Source organism: Sphingomonas sp. BK069 (assembly GCF_014193405.1).
GTDB lineage: Bacteria > Pseudomonadota > Alphaproteobacteria > Sphingomonadales > Sphingomonadaceae > Sphingomonas.
Window position 1 is genome coordinate 1,223,549 of the sequence record NZ_JACHZH010000001.1, and the last position, 15,288, is coordinate 1,238,836.

General features: G+C 69.4%; 12 protein-coding genes. 7 read left to right on the forward strand and 5 right to left on the reverse strand.

Annotated features, from left to right (window positions below; all coding sequences use genetic code 11):
* Positions 1-304 precede the first annotated feature (304 nt).
* Entirely contained in the window at positions 305-1,495 is a 1,191-nt protein-coding gene (locus FHY02_RS06035; RefSeq protein ID WP_183920919.1) for an alpha/beta hydrolase-fold protein, read from the reverse strand.
* Between the two features lie 216 nt (positions 1,496-1,711).
* On the opposite strand from FHY02_RS06035, the gene FHY02_RS06040 reads away from it, so the two are divergent.
* On the forward strand, positions 1,712-3,370 hold the full coding sequence (locus FHY02_RS06040; RefSeq protein ID WP_183920920.1) for a glycoside hydrolase family 43 protein: 1,659 nt from the start codon (positions 1,712-1,714) through the stop codon (positions 3,368-3,370).
* A 210-nt stretch (positions 3,371-3,580) separates the two neighbouring features.
* Here FHY02_RS06040 and FHY02_RS06045 read toward each other — a convergent pair whose 3' ends face one another.
* From FHY02_RS06045 to FHY02_RS06055, 3 genes are read right to left on the reverse strand one after another with little or no spacing between them, the layout of a single operon-like run.
* A complete protein-coding gene (locus FHY02_RS06045) occupies positions 3,581-5,923 on the reverse strand; it encodes a glycosyl hydrolase family 95 catalytic domain-containing protein (protein ID WP_183920921.1) in 2,343 nt (780 codons plus the stop codon).
* 15 nt (positions 5,924-5,938) lie between these two features.
* The gene (locus FHY02_RS06050; RefSeq protein WP_183920922.1) at positions 5,939-6,940 is read right to left on the reverse strand and encodes a cupin-like domain-containing protein; all 1,002 of its coding nucleotides are present in this window, start codon (positions 6,938-6,940) and stop codon (positions 5,939-5,941) included.
* Positions 6,937-7,623: a SapC family protein gene (locus FHY02_RS06055; RefSeq protein WP_183920923.1), complete on the reverse strand. Its 687-nt coding sequence runs from the start codon at positions 7,621-7,623 to the stop codon at positions 6,937-6,939. Before FHY02_RS06055 ends, FHY02_RS06050 begins: the two co-directional genes overlap by 4 nt.
* 225 nt (positions 7,624-7,848) lie before the next feature.
* Here FHY02_RS06055 and FHY02_RS06060 point away from each other — a divergent pair, with 225 nt between their 5' ends.
* The 4 genes from FHY02_RS06060 (at position 7,849) to FHY02_RS06075 (ending at position 12,787) form a co-directional block, all read left to right on the forward strand.
* Positions 7,849-10,947, forward strand: coding sequence for a TonB-dependent receptor (locus FHY02_RS06060; protein WP_183920924.1), 3,099 nt, complete (start codon positions 7,849-7,851; stop codon positions 10,945-10,947).
* An 82-nt stretch (positions 10,948-11,029) separates the two neighbouring features.
* Positions 11,030-11,545, forward strand: coding sequence for a dUTP diphosphatase (dut, locus tag FHY02_RS06065; RefSeq protein ID WP_183920925.1), 516 nt, complete (start codon positions 11,030-11,032; stop codon positions 11,543-11,545).
* A gap of 121 nt (positions 11,546-11,666) precedes the next feature.
* Positions 11,667-12,029 (forward strand): hypothetical protein, encoded by a 363-nt coding sequence (locus FHY02_RS06070; protein WP_311731782.1) that lies wholly within the window; start codon positions 11,667-11,669, stop codon positions 12,027-12,029.
* Positions 12,026-12,787, forward strand: a complete 762-nt coding sequence (locus tag FHY02_RS06075; RefSeq protein ID WP_183921473.1) for a molybdopterin-synthase adenylyltransferase MoeB — start codon at positions 12,026-12,028, stop codon at positions 12,785-12,787. Before FHY02_RS06070 ends, FHY02_RS06075 begins: the two co-directional genes overlap by 4 nt.
* A gap of 82 nt (positions 12,788-12,869) precedes the next feature.
* Here the strand turns inward: FHY02_RS06075 and galU are convergent, their stop codons facing one another.
* Positions 12,870-13,739, reverse strand: coding sequence for a UTP--glucose-1-phosphate uridylyltransferase GalU (galU, locus tag FHY02_RS06080; protein WP_183920926.1), 870 nt, complete (start codon positions 13,737-13,739; stop codon positions 12,870-12,872).
* Positions 13,740-13,900: 161 nt separating this feature from the next.
* Between galU and FHY02_RS06085 the strand changes: the two genes are divergently transcribed.
* Entirely contained in the window at positions 13,901-14,701 is an 801-nt protein-coding gene (locus FHY02_RS06085; RefSeq protein WP_260158728.1) for a metallophosphoesterase family protein, read from the forward strand.
* Between the two features lie 108 nt (positions 14,702-14,809).
* Positions 14,810-15,055 carry a hypothetical protein gene (locus FHY02_RS06090; protein ID WP_183920927.1) on the forward strand — a complete coding sequence of 82 codons (246 nt, stop codon included), beginning with the start codon at positions 14,810-14,812 and terminating at the stop codon, positions 15,053-15,055.
* The last annotated feature ends 233 nt before the right edge of the window (positions 15,056-15,288 follow it).

The window sequence follows — 15,288 nt, forward strand, 5'->3', positions numbered from 1 at the left end:
CGGTCCGGCGCTCGCCCGCGCTTCGTACCAGAAACTTCTCACATCGCTGCAGCGATGGTGCGTCACCCTCCTCCTCTCACACGCCCTCCCGTCGTTTGCGAACATACCTCTTCGATCGGCGGATCGATTCGGCCACTAGCCTTGGACGGTAACGTTACCATCAAAGCGTAATCATGCTTCCTTTCGTGTCAACACTCTCTCGTGAATAAAAACTGTCAGCGGCTATTCGGTTGCTCAGCGCCGGCGACCCTTCGCCGCGAACAGATTAGGGCTTAAGAATCAACAGGTAAGATCGGGTCTGCCACTACCGATCGCGGAACAGCAAAGGCGCCATCTGGTACAGGCTGCGGCGCCAGGACAGGAATTCGTGTCCGGTATCGGGCGACACGTAGAAGACGCTGTTGAGCCCTGCCCGCTTCAGCGCCTCGGCGTTGGCGCGCGGGTCGGTGCTCGGCCGTCCCGGCCCGCCGCGGGTGCGCCCGTCCTCGAGCTCGCGGCTGCCGTAGCTGACGAAGGTGAGCCGCACCTTGTCCTTGTAGCCGGGCGCCGCCGCGACGTCCTCGGGCGCGATGGTACCGCCGCTCAGCAACCCGATCGCGCCGAACGTGTCGAGGTTCTTGGGCGCGATCAGCTTGGTCTCGAACCCGCCCATCGACAGTCCCGCCATCGCGCGATGCGGCGCATCGGCCTGCGTGCGATAGTGACGGTCGACATAGGGGATCAGCTCGTCGATCAGCACGCTGCGGAACGGCGTGATGTCGAAGCTGGCGAGTCCGCCCGGGCTGCCCGGCCGGACATCGTTGGTCATGCCATAGGTCATGACGATCAGGAACGGTCGCGCTTTGCCCGCGGCGATCAGATTGTCCATGATGAGGTTGGCGTGGCCCTGGTTGGACCAGGCGGTCTCGTCCTCGCCCCAGCCGTGCTGGAGATACAGCACCGGATAGCGCTTGCCATCCGCGGCGTCATAGCCGGGCGGCGTGTAGACGAAGGCGCGGCGATGCGTGCGCGTGCTCGGCGAGGCGAACAGGATCTGCTCGACGCGGCCGTGCGGCACGTCTTTCACCGCGTAGAAGTCGGCGTCGCGCGCCGGGATCTCGATCCCGCTCTCCCAGCGGGTCGAGCCATAGAAGTTGAGCGTGCCGGGATCGTTGAAGGTGCCGCCGTCGACGGTGAGGTGGTAGTAATGGAAGCCCTCGTCGAGCGGCCCCTCCGATGTGCCCGTCCAGCTGCCGTCCGCCGCCTTCGTCAGGACGGTGCCGCCGCGCCCGCCGAGGCCGAGACTGACTCGCACCGCCTTCGCGTCGGGCGCGGTGACGCGGAAGCGGACGTAGCCTTGCGAGTTGACCTGCGGATAGGCCTGGCCGGGCTGGTTGAGCGATGACGGTTTGAAATCCTCGGCGATCGCCGCGGAAGGTGCTGGCGGTGTCGTCTGCGCGCGCGCCGGCGCGGCGGCGATGAGGCACGCGATCATTGTGGCACGAGCTAGTCTCATCGCCCCTCTCCTCTCCCGGTTCGCGATGCTCTACACGGCTCGACGAATCCTATCTGATATGTTCTACAGCATTCCGGAAGGGGTGCAAGCGGTCGTGAGACTGGCCGGCGTCGCATACGGCGCACCGCTTCTTCATCCGCTGCCGGAGGAGGACGCGCTCCTTGTTATGGTAGCGGTAACTCGTACGATGCACTTGAACGGAAAGGGAGAGGCGAGATGCGGCGAGTCGTTGGGCGGCTGGGCACAGCTGCCGCCACGCTGCTGGCGATCACCGGTGTCACCGCCTCGGCGCAGGTCGCCCGCTTCGAGCGGTTCACCTACCACGGACGCTCGCAGGAGCACGCGCCGCTGTCCGCCGGCCAGTACCGTAACCCCATCGTCAGCGGCTACTATCCAGACCCGTCGGTCACGCGCGTCGGGGACGATTACTACCTCGTCAACTCGTCGTTCGCGCACTTTCCCGGTTTGCCCGTGTTCCACTCGAAGAACCTGGTGGACTGGACTCAGATCGGCAACGCGATCGACCGGCCGGACCAGCTCGACTTCACCGGTCGGCGCGTCTCGGAGGCGGTGTTCGCGCCGGACATCTCCTACCATGCCGGCGTCTTCTACATCGCCAACACCTGCGTTGCCTGCGGCGGCAACTTCATCATCACCGCGCGCGATCCCGCCGGCCCCTGGTCCAAGCCGATCTGGCTGCCGTTCGAGGGCATCGACCCGTCGATCTTCTGGGAGGGCGATCGCGCCTACATCATCAACAATCGCGCACCGAACGAGCCGCCACGCTACGACGGCCACCGCGCGCTGTGGGTGCAGGAGTATGACTGGCGCGCCGGCAAGATGGTCGGGGAGAGCACGCAGCTCGTCAACGGCGGGGTCGACCTCGCCACCAAGCCGGTGTGGATCGAAGGGCCGCACCTGCTGAAGAAGGACGGCCTCTATTATATCACCGCGGCGGAGGGCGGCACCGGCGACAACCACTCGCAGGTGGTGTTCCGCTCGAACGCGCTGCGCGGACCGTTCATACCCTATGCCGGCAATCCGATCCTGACCCAGCGCGACCTGCCCGCCGACCGCGCGCATCCGGTCACCTCGGCGGGACACGCCAAGCTGGTGCAGACGCAGAACGGCGACTGGTGGGCGACCTTCCTGGCGACGCGCCCCTACGCCGACGGTCATTACAACATCGGCCGCGAGACCTTCCTGCTGCCGGTGACGTGGCGTGCCGGCTGGCCGCACATCCTGGAGCGCGGCCGCGCGATCCCCTTCACCGCGGCGCGGCCCCGGCTTCCCGCCGGCCCCGCTCCCGCGCTGCCGACCAGCGGCGACTTCGGCTATGTCGACGAGTTCGACGGCGGCACACTCGGCATGCAGTGGATCGGCATCCGCACGCCGCGTCTGCCTTTCTACCGGGTCGCCGGGGGTGCGCTCGAGCTGAGCGCCGCCGCCCGATTCGGCGACCTGAGCGGGACGCCCGCCTTCCTCGGCCGGCGCCAGCAGCACCATGTCGCCACGGTATCGACGGTGCTGCGCTTCACCCCCGAGCGCGACGGCGCGCGCGCGGGGCTGGCGGCGGTGCAGAACGACCGCTCGTTGCTCGAATTCGCGGTCACGCGCCTCGGCGGCAAGACGGTGGTGGCGCTGTACACGCGTGACTTGGCCGACAGCGACACTTTGGTCGCCTCCGCGCCGGTCGACGCCGCCGGTGCGGTGACGCTGACGATCCGCGCCGACGGCGGGACGATGGCGTTCGACTATGCGACCGGCGGCGCGCGACGAACGCTGACCGAGCGGCTCGACACGACCTTCCTGAGCACGCAGCGTGCCGGCGGCTTCGTCGGCACCGTGGTCGGCCCGTTCGTCGAGGCGCCGTGAGAGAGAGCTGGTGACGGCATGTCGCGCAGTGCTCCCGCGGAAGCGCTAATTGCGTGCGCGGCGGCGACACGTCGAACGAGAGCCGATCGAGCCCCTCTCCTTAAAGGGAGGGTTTGGAGTGAGGCCGCACCGGCGGCGCTCCGCTCGCAGAGGCGCTCCCCGGCCACTCCCCCGAAGGAAAGTGGTGCCTCCTGGCCGCGCCGCACCGCCCTATCCGCGTCGCAACTCCGGACCGCGCAGCCGCAGCACCTCGCCCGCGCCCAGTCGCGCGGTGACGTGGCCCGCCCCGACTCGCACCGTCACCGACCCCGCCACCTCCGCGGTGACCGCGACGCGCTCGACCGCCCCCGCGCGCCAGGTCAGATCGACCTGCCGTGCGCCGCGCGCGCGCAGCCCGCGCACTGCCCCGCTCGGCCAGGCGCGCGGCAGCGCTGGCAGCAGCAGGATCTCGTCGCCGCGGCTCTGCATCAGCATCTCGGCGATCGCGCGCGCGCCGCCGAAATTGCCGTCGATCTGGAACGGCGGGTGCGAGTCGAACAGGTTGGCATAGGTCCGCTCGGGGCCGAGCAGATAGGCGAGGATGCGGTGCGCATGCTCGCCGTCGCGCAGCCGCGCCCACAGATTGGCGCGCCACGCGGTCGCCCAGCCGGTCGACTCGTCGCCGCGCATTTCGAGCGAGCGCCGCGCCGCCGCGGCGAGCGAGGGGGTGCGCTCGACGTCGATCTGGGTACTCGGGAACAGGCCGTACAGGTGCGAGACGTGACGGTGGTGCGGCTCGGGCGCGGCGGCGTCCCAGTCTTCCTGCCACTCCTGCAATTGGCCCTGCGCGCCGATCTTGTCCGGCGCGAGCCGAGTGCGCGCCGTGGCGAGCTCGCCCGCGAAGGCGGCGTCCTTGCCGAGCAGCGCCGCGGCGCGCGCGGTCTGGTCGAACAGGTCGCGCAGGATCTGCTGGTCCATGGCCGGCCCGGCGCAGATCGCGGCGCCGCGCGGGTGGACGTTCTCCGGCGAGAGCGACGGGCTGGTCACCAGCCGCCCGCTCGCCGCGTCGACCTGGAGCGTGTCGAGGAAGAACAGCGCCGCGCCCTGCATCAGCGGGTAGACCGAGCGCAGATAGTCGAGGTCGCGGCCGTAGTCGTAGCGGTCCCACAGATGCGTGCAGAGCCACGCGCCGCCGGTCGGCCACAGGCCATATTGCGCGCCGTCGATCGGGGCGGTGGCGCGCCAGCCGTCGGTATTGTGGTGCGCCACCCAGCCGCGCGCACCGTACATCGCGCGTGCGGTACGCTCGCCCGTCACCGCCAGCTCGCGCACCATCTGCACCAGCGGCGCGGTGCACTCGGCCAGCGCGGTCGCCTCCGCCGGCCAATAGTTCATCTCGGTGTTGATGTTGATCGTGTACTTCGAGCCCCACGGCGGCTTGACGCTCTCGTTCCACAAGCCCTGCAGATTGGCGGGCTGGCCGCCGGGGCGCGACGAGCAGATCAGCAGATAGCGGCCATAGTCGAAGTAGAGCTGCGCCAGTGCGGGGCCGTCGCCCTGCTGGCTGGCGCGCACGCGCTCGTCGGTCGGTCGGTCGGCCGCGGCGGTGCGGCCGAGGTCGAGCGTGACGCGACGAAACAGTAGGCGGTGATCGCGCGCGGCGTCGTCAGCGATACGCGCGAACGGTTTCGTCGCCGCGCGCGCGAGCTGCGCCGCGGCGATCGCACCGGCGTCGCCGCCGACATCGTCGAAGCGGCGGTAACTCGTCGCCAGCGCGACGAGGATGGTCAGCGCGGCGGCGCCGCGCACCGTCAGACGCGCGTCGCCCGCGCTCACGGAGCCACCATGCGCCGATACCCGTACGCGCGCCGCCAGCCGCGTGGCGCCCGCCACGCCATGCTCGTCGGGCGCGCGCGCGTCGAGCGCGAGCGTGTCACCGGCGGCGGTCACCGCGCCGCGCTGTGGCGTGGTGAGCGCGACGTCGAGGTCGATCGCGCCGGCGCGATCGGCGCTGAGCTCGATCGCGATCACCTGATCGACCGGTGAGGCCAGCACGCGTCGGCGGTATCGCACCCCGCCGGCGGTGAAAGTGGTGGTGGCCAGCGCCGCGTCGAGATCGAGCTCGCGGTGATAGTCGCTCGTCGCGCCGAGGCCCGGCAGCTCCAGCATCAGGTCGCCGATCGGCTGATACGACATCTGGCTGAGCGGCTGCGCCATCACCTTGGCGTTGGCGAGCGCCTGCGCCTCGGCATAGCGCCCCGCGGCGATCAGCCGGCGCACCTCGGGCAGCGCCGCACCCGCCGCCGGATTCACCGGATCATACGGCCCCCCGCCCCACAGGCTGCTCTCGTTAAGCTGGAGTCGCTCGCGCGCGGTGCCGCCGAACACCATCGCCCCGAGCCGGCCGTTGCCCACTGGCAGTGCCTCGGTCCACACCATCGCGGGCTGCCGGTACCAGAGTCGCTGCCGGTCGGCCCCTCCTTCCTCGCCGCGCGCGGGCAGCGCCGCGAGCGCCGCCGTTCCCGCTGCTGCGCCGAGCGCGTCCCGCCGCGTCACCCCGTCCCGCTGAGTCATGATCGCCCCCCCCGCTCAGCCGCGCAACAGCCGCATCACCATGGCGCGGATCCGCCCGCCCTGCCCGCGCGCGAGCAGCCCGTGCTGCGCCTCGGGCAGATGCGCGAGCGGGTGGCCGTCGGGGCGGAACACATAATGGTCGAAGAAGGCGCGCCATGCCGCGCGCTCGCGCTCGGGCCGCTCGGCGATAGCCGCGACCGCGAGCAACATCGCGGTGTAGGGCGCGTCGGGGCCGGCCCCGACCGCGTCCCACCAATAGTTCACCAGCACGTTGACCGGGCTGAGCGCCTCGACCTGGTGCCACCACAGCTTGGGGAGGTAGAGCGCGTCGCCGGGTTCGAGCTCGACCGTGGCCGCGCGCGTCCGCGTGGCGGCGAAGCGCGGGTAGCGCGGGTCGCCCGGCGCCGCGCCGACGGCGAGCCCAACCGGCTGCCCCGCCATATTGTGATCGATCGGGCCGACGTAGAGGTCACCGATCGCGTCGGGCGGGAACAGCGTGAACCGGCGCCGCCCCGCGACGACGCAGGCGAGATTGTCCGAATTGTCGTGGTGGCACGCCACGGTTGAGGCGTGGCCGAGCCAGATGCGGGGGCGCGCGGCAGCCGGGAGCAGCGGCATGGCATTGTCTTCCGCGAACCCTGGCAGGTAAGCGGCGGTGGGGAGCGATCCGAGATAGAGCGTCGCCGCGCCGTCGACGCCCGCGGTGTCGATCATGCGCCGCAGCGCCGCACCCACGCCGATCGTCTCGCGCGCGAAGTTGAAGCCGTCGAGTGCGTCCTCGTAGTAATAGCGACCGCCGATCGCAGGCGCGCCAACGAAGGCCTCTGCCGACTTTCCCGCGTCCAGCGCGACCACATAGTCGAGCAGCGCCGCGGGCGACCGGCCCGCCGCCCGTGTGACCGGCCAGTCGGCGCACAGCCCGCGCACCACGAACGGCTCGCACGCCGCGACAAGCTCACCGAAGCGGTCCGGCGCGCCGACCTCGGCGGGCCTGTAGTTCGCGACGGTAGCGCTCACGCGCCCACCAGCCGCTCGTTGCGCCGGTGCGCGAGCAGCGCGATCTGCGCGAGCGAGTTGACGAGCGTGTAAGCGTGATGAAGATGGCCGGCGCGAAACAGGGCCAGCACCGTCGCGTCGTCGAGCTCCGCCAGCGCGTCGCGACTGACGGTGTACAGACCATCGAGGCGCAGCCGCTCGCCGTCATCGAACGAGAGCGAGACGTCGATCGGCTCGATTAAGCGCGCGCCGAGCAACGCCGCCATCAGCGCCTCGCTCTCGGCCAACCCGGTATGGAGCAGCCCGAGCGCGCGCTGGACGCGGCGGAGATGCGCGGAGGGCGCCCTCTCCGCGTCGAACAGCGCCAGCTCTCCCTCCTCCGCGGCGAAGCGGGCATGGTCGAGGTCGATCGCGATGTCCTGCTCGACGGTGAAGAACCCCTCACGTTCGAGATCGAGCGGCATGATGCCGTCCATCGCGCCGCCGGCGTCCGTGACGAGGTTCTCGCCCGGCACCAGGCCGAGCAGCGCGCCGGCGTAGAAACGGCCGGTCTCGGGATGTTTGGTGAGCACGATCGGGCAGCGCGTCGCCACCTTGGCGAACTCGCTCGGCACGACCTGGACGAAATGACGTCCCGCGGCGCTGGCGCGGCGCATCGCGAGCGCGGCATGTCGCTCGCTCGCCAACAGCTCCCACACCGCCATGCCCCCTCCTCCTCGCCGGGCGCTCGCCTCGGCTCGCGCGAAGGATCAGCGGGCGCACGACCAGCGTCAAGTCGTTAGCGCTAAACTGATCCTATATGATCACTTGCCAGATCAGATTGGGCGGATATGTTAGCGCTACATCGAAGTGACAGCCGGGCCAGTCGAGTCGGGCGCACGCGATGATCGATCACGCCGGTGCCGCCGGTACAGAGGAGGAGAGGGGCCATGAGAGAGCCTGAGAGCGTACGTCCTGTCGGTCGCGGCGGACGCGCCACCACCCGTCGCACCCTGATCGCCGCGTGCAGCGGTGCCGCGCTCACCGCCGCGCTGATCGCGCCGGCGCCCGCGATGGCGCAGCAGGCCGACTCCGGCAGCGTGCAGAACAGCCAGGCGCAGCCCTCCGCGGGCGTGCAGCCGGCGGTCCCCTCCACCGCCAACACCACCAGCGCCAGCGAGGCAGGCCGCCCGCAGGACGAGGCCACCGCGCCCGACACCAACGGTGCCAACACCGCCGGCGACCAGGCTGGGCTGGACGGCGACACGACCCGCGACATCATCGTCACCGGCCTGCGCGGCTCGCTCCAGCGCAACCTCGACATCAAGCGCACCGCCACCGGCGTGGTCGACGCGATCTCGGCCGAGGACATCGGCAAATTTCCCGACACCAACGTCGCGGCGTCGCTCCAGCGCCTGCCCGGCGTGTCGATCCAGCGCTCGGGCACGCGCGGCGAGGCGACCGGCATCACCGTCCGGGGCTTCGGCGGCGACTTCAACACTACGCTGTACGACGGCCGCCGCATCTCGACCGGCACCGGCAACCGCCAGATCGACTTCTCGACCGTCGGCTCGGACTTCATCGGCCAGCTCAGCGTGCTGAAGACGCCCGACGTCACGCTGGCGTCGAGCTCGATCGGCGCCACCGTCGACATCCAGTTTCCCAAGCCGTTCGACCACCCCGGCCTGCGCGTCGCGGCGAGCGCGGCGGGATCGCTCCAGGACCGTTCGGGCAAGATCGTCCCGACCGCGGGCGTGCTCGTCAGCAACACCTTCGCCGGTGACACGCTGGGCGTGCTGGCCGACGTGATCTACACGCGGCGCGACACCAAGACCAACCGCGTCTCGGTCTCGGGTTGGGCCGGCGGCTTCTACGCGCCGTGCCAGCTGCAGGGCAGCACCGCCGCGAGCTGCGCGCCGACGAGCAACGCGGGCGCCGACGCGGCGCAGCGCCAGACCGTGGTGGGCTGGTTCCCGCAGCAATATGTCATCGACCAGCAGAACACCAAGGACGAGCGCGTCGACGCCCGCCTGGCGCTGCAATGGCATCCGTCCGAGGACGTGATGGTCACGCTCGACGACAATTTCTCGCGCCAGGAGATCGTCACGCGCTCCTCGGCGCTGGGTGTCTGGTTCAACCAGGGCGCGCTGCGCAACGTCGAGCTCGACGACAACGGCACCGCGATCGACTTCACCCAAGCGGGGTCGCCGACCGACTTCACCGCCGCGCTCAATACGCAGGTCCTGCGCACCAACCAGATCGGCGGCAACGTCAAATGGGACGTCAGCGAGAATTTCACGCTGGAGGGTGACCTTTCCTACGCAAAGAGCTGGCTCAACCCCGACGACGACACGATCGGCAGCCAGAACGGCGACATCGGCTACGGCGGCAATCTCGCCAACAACACCGGACTCCAGATCAACGGCAAGAGCACCAACAGCTTCCCGTCGCTCACGGTTGTCGGGCCGAACGGCAATGCCGCGGCGTTCGCCGATCCGACGCTGATCGGCTCGCATGTCACGGTCAACCAGACCCAGCAGAACACCGACGAGCTCAAGCAGGCGCGCTTCACCGCGACGTGGAAGCAGGATGACCTGACCATCCGCGCCGGCGGTCAGTACGTCGACGACCAGTTCCGCCTGTCGAACAAGAGCACCTTCACCAACAACTTCTGGCAGGCCTATTCGGGGTACGGCACGCCATCGGGCCAGGGCAGCGGGATCGCGCCGCTGCCGGCCTCGCTCTACCAGGGCAGCGTCTCGCTCGGGCGCAACTTCATCCCGGGCTTCAAGGGCTCGCTGCCGCCGTCGCTGATCGTGTTCAGCCCGGCCGCCTATCAGCAGTTCCTCAGCGGCCTCGGCAACCCGCAGACGCAGAACATCCCCGGCTTCAACTATGCAGCGGCTAGCACCACCGGACTGAGCGGCTTCACCGGCAGCTTCGATCAGCTGGTCGATCCCAACAGCCTCCAGAACATCAATGAGAAGACCTGGTCGCTCTACCTCAACGTCGCCTACACCGCGGACATCGCCGGCATGCCGTTCCACTTCGCGGCGGGCGTGCGCAACGAGAACACGCACCTGACCTCGACTGGCCAGGGGCGCCTCCCCGTCTCGATCTCGACCAGCGCCGCCGACCCGACGCTGCTGAGCGTGGCGTTCGGCGAGGTCTCGCCGATCAGCGCGAAAAGCAACTATTCGTACCTGCTCCCCACCGTCGACATGCGGCTCGAGGTCACGCCCGAGCTCCAGCTGCGCTTCGACGCGTCGCGCACGCTCACCCGACCGGGGCTCTCCACGCTCAACCCGGTGCTCGCGGTCGGCATCGGGCAGCGCGTCGGCGCGCTCACCGCCAGCGGCGGCAACCCCGCGCTGCAACCCTATCTCGCGGACAATTTCGACGTCGCCGCGGAATGGTATTACAAGCGCAACTCCTATCTTTCGGTCGACTTCTTCCTGAAGAACGTCAGCAACTTCATCGTGCAGGGCGTGACGCGCCAGGCGATCAACGGCGTGGTCGACCCGACCACCGGCAACGCCGCCAACTTCGCGGTCTCGCAGCAGGTCAACGGCCCTGACGCAACCGTGCGCGGCGTGGAGCTGGCATGGCAGCAGGTGTTCGGCGACACCGGCTTCGGCTTCCAGGCCAACGCCACGCTGGTCGATACCAACAAGCCGTACGATCAGACCGACATCTCGCAGACCGGCTTCGCGGTGACCGGCCTGGCGAATTCGGCCAATTTCGTCGGCTTCTATGACAAGAACGGCTTCCAGTTCCGCGCCGCGCTCAACTGGCGCGACGAGTATCTGCTTCAATTCGGGCAGAACCAGAATACCAGCCAGTTCGGCGCCGAGCCGACGTTCGTCAACTCGAGCCTCCAGCTCGATCTCTCGACCAGCTATGACATCAGCAAGACCTTCAGCATCTTCGCCGCGGCGGAGAACCTGAACAACAACCAGCAGAGCACGCACGGCCGCTTCAGCAACCAGCTGCTCGACGTGTTCGATTATGGGCGCCGCTTCATCGTCGGCGGCCACGTCCGCTTCTGACCCGTCAACGACTCGGCCGTGGTGGCAGCACCGCGGCCGACGCGCTAAGGCCCGGTGCGACGGACGAAGGATGACAGGGCCGATGACGGAACGGGATGCGACGCGCGCGGTCGAGCTGCGCGTCATCGACGAGCGGCTGCACGAATGGGGACTGCCGCGCTACCAGACGGAGATGGCGGCGGGGATCGACCTGCACGCCTGCATCGACACGCCGCTGACGCTCCAGCCGCAGGCGCCCGCGGTGCTGATCCCCTCGGGCATCGCGCTGCTGATGAACGACCCCTATATGGCGGCGGTGCTGCTCGCCCGATCCGGTCTGGGCCATAAGAAGGGCCTGATCCTCGGCCAGTCGGTGGGGTTGATCGACGCCGATTACGCCGACCAGATCTACATCAGCGCGTGGCTGCGCACCCCGCCGGGCTCCGCCCCGCTGGTGATCGAGCCGGGCGACCGGGTCGCTCAGCTCGTCTTCGTGCCGATCCTCCGGCCAGCGCTGCGCGTGGTGGAAGCCTTCTCGTCCGAGACGGGCCGTGGCCTTGGCGGATTCGGCTCGACCGGTTACGGTAGCGCCGCCACGCGGTCGCCCGCGAGCAAGTGAAGGGAGACCGGACGGACTTGTCGATGATCGATGGCGACTCGTGCCAGCGCCGCGCTCGCGACCTCGTCCGGCCGAGCGGACTCACGATCGTGGCTCCGCCGCACTGTGAAATGACCGACCGGTGATCGTCGCGCTCGCGCTGCTGCTCCAGGGCTCTCCGCTCGCGCCGCCGACCGACTGGAGTGCGCTCCAGCAGGTGCCGCTGCTGCGCCGCTGGGAGCCGGGCGAGCAGGTCACCGCTTTTGTCCGCGACGAGGTGCGCGCGGGGCGCTGCGCGACGCCTGACACCAGGCGGATCACGGTCGATCTCGTCGTCTTCCTGGGTGCCGAGGGCCAGGTTCGCCGAATCGTGCCGCGCGCGATCGACTGCCCGACGGTGGAGCAATATGCCTCCGGGCTGACGCTGCGCGCGATGCGCGGCAACGTCGCCGAGGTGCCCGCCGCCGGTTGGTACCGCAGTTCGATCACCTTCGAGTGGCCGTGATGCTCAGCGCCGACGAACTCGCGCGTTACGCGCGCCATATCGTGTTGCCCGAGGTCGGCGGCGCCGGGCAGCTGCGGCTGCGGCGCGCGCGCGTGGTCGTCATCGGCGCCGGCGGGATCGGCTCGCCGGTGCTCCACTATCTCGGCGCCGCGGGCGTGGGGGGACTCGACGTGATCGACGACGACCGCGTCGACGCCAGCAACCTCCAGCGCCAGACGCTCTACACCACCGCCGATCTGGGCCAGGCCAAAGCCGAGGCGGCCGCGGCGGCGGTGGCGCGGCTCAACCCGCACGTGGCCGTGCGGCCGCTGGTGTCGCGCATCGACATCGCCAACGCCGCGACGCTGCTCGACGGTGCCGACGCGGTGATCGACGGAAGCGACAATTTCGACACGCGGCTCGCCGTCGCCGACGCGGCGCTGGCGCTGCGCGTTCCCTTGATCTCCGCCGCGGTCGGCCGGTTCGAGGGACAGATCGGCGTGTTCCGCGGCTGGGAGCCCGACCGGCCCTGCTATCGCTGCTTCGTCGGCGGTGCGCCGCAGCGCGACGGTCTCACCTGCGCCGAGGAAGGCGTGCTGGGACCGGTGACCGGGGTCGTGGGCAGCCTCGCCGCGCTCGAGGTGATCCGCCAGCTGGCGCCGTTCGGCGACGACAGCGCCGGCAAGCTGGTGCTGATCGACCTGCTCGCCCTGCGCTTCCGCACCTTGTCACTGCCCAAGGACCCGGGCTGCCCCTCCTGTGGAGCGGGCGCCGGCTGAGCGAGCGACGTCCGTGACGGTGAAGCGCGGTGCAGCGAACATGAGCCCGCCGCTGTACCGCGCTTCACCGCCGAAGCATTAGTTACCCCAAACGCTGCTGCGCGAAGGCGCGCACCGCCGGGCCGATGTCGTCGCGGGCGAGCGCCAGCGCGAGGTTCGCCATGATGAAGCCGGTCTTGTCGCCGCAGTCGAAGCGCTCGCCGTTGAAGGTGAAGCCGTGGAACGGCTGGCGGCCGATCAGCTTGGCCATGGCGTCGGTCAGCTGAATCTCGCCGCCGGCGCCCGTCTCCTTGGCGTCGAGGATCTGCATGACCTCGGGCTGGAGGATGTAGCGGCCCGGGATCATCAGGTTGGACGGGGCCGAGCCCGCGGCCGGCTTCTCGACCAGCGCGCTCACCTCGGTCAGCGCGCCGTCGCGCTGGCCCGGCGAGATGATGCCGTATTTGTTGGTCTCCTCCGGGGCGACCTCGAGCGCGCCGATGACGTTGCCGCCGACCTGCTGATAGGCGTCGACCATCTGCTTGAGGAAGTTGGGCGAGCCCACCATCAGCTCGTCCGGGAGCAGCACCGCGAACGGCTCGTCGCCGACGATCTCGCGCGCGCACCACACCGCGTGGCCGAGCCCGAGCGGCTCCTGCTGGCGAACATAAACCGGCGAACCCGGCTGCTGGCGGATCGTCTCGATCACCGCGAGGCTCTTGCCGCGGGCGCGCATCGTCGTCTCGAGCTCGAACGAGACGTCGAAATGGTCCTCCAGCGCGCCCTTGCCGCGCCCGGTGACGAAGATCAGCTGCTCGATGCCGGCCTCGAGCGCTTCCTCGACGGCATATTGGATCAGCGGCTTGTCGACGACCGTCAGCATCTCCTTCGGCATCGCCTTGGTCGCGGGGAGGAAGCGCGTCCCCAGTCCGGCGACGGGGAAGATGGCCTTACGCACGGGCTTGATGGTCATTCGGTCCTCCTGATGGCGCCGGCTGTTTACCGGCCGCCTTGGTTCGCGGCAAACCGTTAGCGCGCGTGTAACGACGCCGCGAGCCGATTCGTGTTGCGCTGCACCAAATCCGGGCCCTATGGGACGCTCAAGCGCGGTTGCTCCGTGCCGGCGCCGCGCTTATGGCGACGCGCTTCCGCATCCCGTGCCGGCTGCCCGCGACCATGCTGTCCAAATTTCTTCGTTCCCCCCGCCCGGCCCCGGCCGCGAGTTTCTCCGCTGCGTCCGGAGAGCGGCTGTATGCCATCGGCGACGTTCACGGCTGCCGCGACGAGCTGGAACGGCTGCTGGCGCTGATCGACGCCGATGACGCCGCCCAGGGTCCGGCCGAGACGTCGCTGATCTTCCTCGGCGATCTGGTCGACCGCGGACCTGATTCCGCCGGGGTGGTAGCACGGCTGCTCGAGCTCGCGCGGGAGCGCCCGGCCACGCGTTTCCTCAAGGGCAACCACGAGGAAGTGTTCCTGCTCGCGCTGGGCGGTGATCGCGAGGCGTTGCGACTTTTCTGCCGCGTCGGCGGCCGCGAGACGCTGATGAGCTACGGCCTGTCGCGGGAGGATTACGACGCGCTCGACTATGACGAATTGATGGAGCGGCTGCCCGACCTGGTGCCGGCGGCGCATCGCGACTTCCTCGACTCCTTCGAGGATCTCGTGATCTCCGGCGATTACGCCTTCGTCCACGCCGGGATCCGGCCCGAGGTCCCGATCGAGGAGCAGGTGCCCGCCGACCTGCGCTGGATCCGCGGCAGTTTCCTCGACTACCGCCGCCCGCATCCCAAGATGATCGTCCACGGCCACACCATCACCGACGACATCGACCGGCGCCCCAATCGCATCGGCATCGACACCGGCGCCTATGCCAGCGGGAAGCTCAGCGCGCTGGGGCTCGACGGCACAGACACGTGGACACTGCAAACCTGATCTCCAGCGTGGCGGATATACCATAGGATCGCCATAAACGCGCACCTCCCCCCTTGCTTTTCGTCTTCGCCTCGGTAAGTGACAGGCGGAATGCAAAGGGAGTTTGACATGCGTCTTGCCAAGTACATGCTCGCCGCTGCCGCCGCCACGATGGCGGTTGCTCCGGCGGTTGCCGCTCCGGCCAACCCGGCAGCGAGCCTGTCGGTCGCCAAGTCGGCGCGCGCCGGCTCGGCCTCGGCGAAGAAGAGCGACGTCGCTGGCGGCGGCATCATCGTCGCGGTCCTGGCGGCCGCTGCGGTTGTCGCGGGCATCGTCGTCGTCGCTGACGAGGACGACAGCGCGGACAGCAACTGAGCTGACCCAGCTCCCTCGGGAGTAAGAGATAGCGGCCTTTGGGCCGCTATTTTTTTGCCTGCTTTCCACATGCTTCCCCGCCGTCCTGCCATGACTCGGCCGCGATCAGGTACATACTGGCGCGCCTAGAGATCACGCCGATGCGGGCGGTTAAGATGATCGGTGCGCAGCGGGATGCGCAGCCTTGCCGGCCGTGATCTCGCGCTTGTACCGGGCAAAGGGCTGAGCGCCCC

Bases quoted from the DNA above. Each gene is read 5' to 3' on its own strand.
- FHY02_RS06035 (WP_183920919.1), bottom strand. From the start codon at position 1,495: ATGAGACTAGCTCGTGCCACAATGATCGCGTGCCTCATCGCCGCCGCG.
- FHY02_RS06040 (WP_183920920.1), top strand. From the start codon at position 1,712: ATGCGGCGAGTCGTTGGGCGGCTGGGCACAGCTGCCGCCACGCTGCTG.
- FHY02_RS06045 (WP_183920921.1), bottom strand. From the start codon at position 5,923: ATGACTCAGCGGGACGGGGTGACGCGGCGGGACGCGCTCGGCGCAGCA.
- FHY02_RS06055 (WP_183920923.1), bottom strand. From the start codon at position 7,623: ATGGCGGTGTGGGAGCTGTTGGCGAGCGAGCGACATGCCGCGCTCGCG.
- FHY02_RS06060 (WP_183920924.1), top strand. From the start codon at position 7,849: ATGAGAGAGCCTGAGAGCGTACGTCCTGTCGGTCGCGGCGGACGCGCC.
- dut (WP_183920925.1), top strand. From the start codon at position 11,030: ATGACGGAACGGGATGCGACGCGCGCGGTCGAGCTGCGCGTCATCGAC.
- galU (WP_183920926.1), bottom strand. From the start codon at position 13,739: ATGACCATCAAGCCCGTGCGTAAGGCCATCTTCCCCGTCGCCGGACTG.
- FHY02_RS06085 (WP_260158728.1), top strand. From the start codon at position 13,901: ATGGCGACGCGCTTCCGCATCCCGTGCCGGCTGCCCGCGACCATGCTG.
- FHY02_RS06090 (WP_183920927.1), top strand. From the start codon at position 14,810: ATGCGTCTTGCCAAGTACATGCTCGCCGCTGCCGCCGCCACGATGGCG.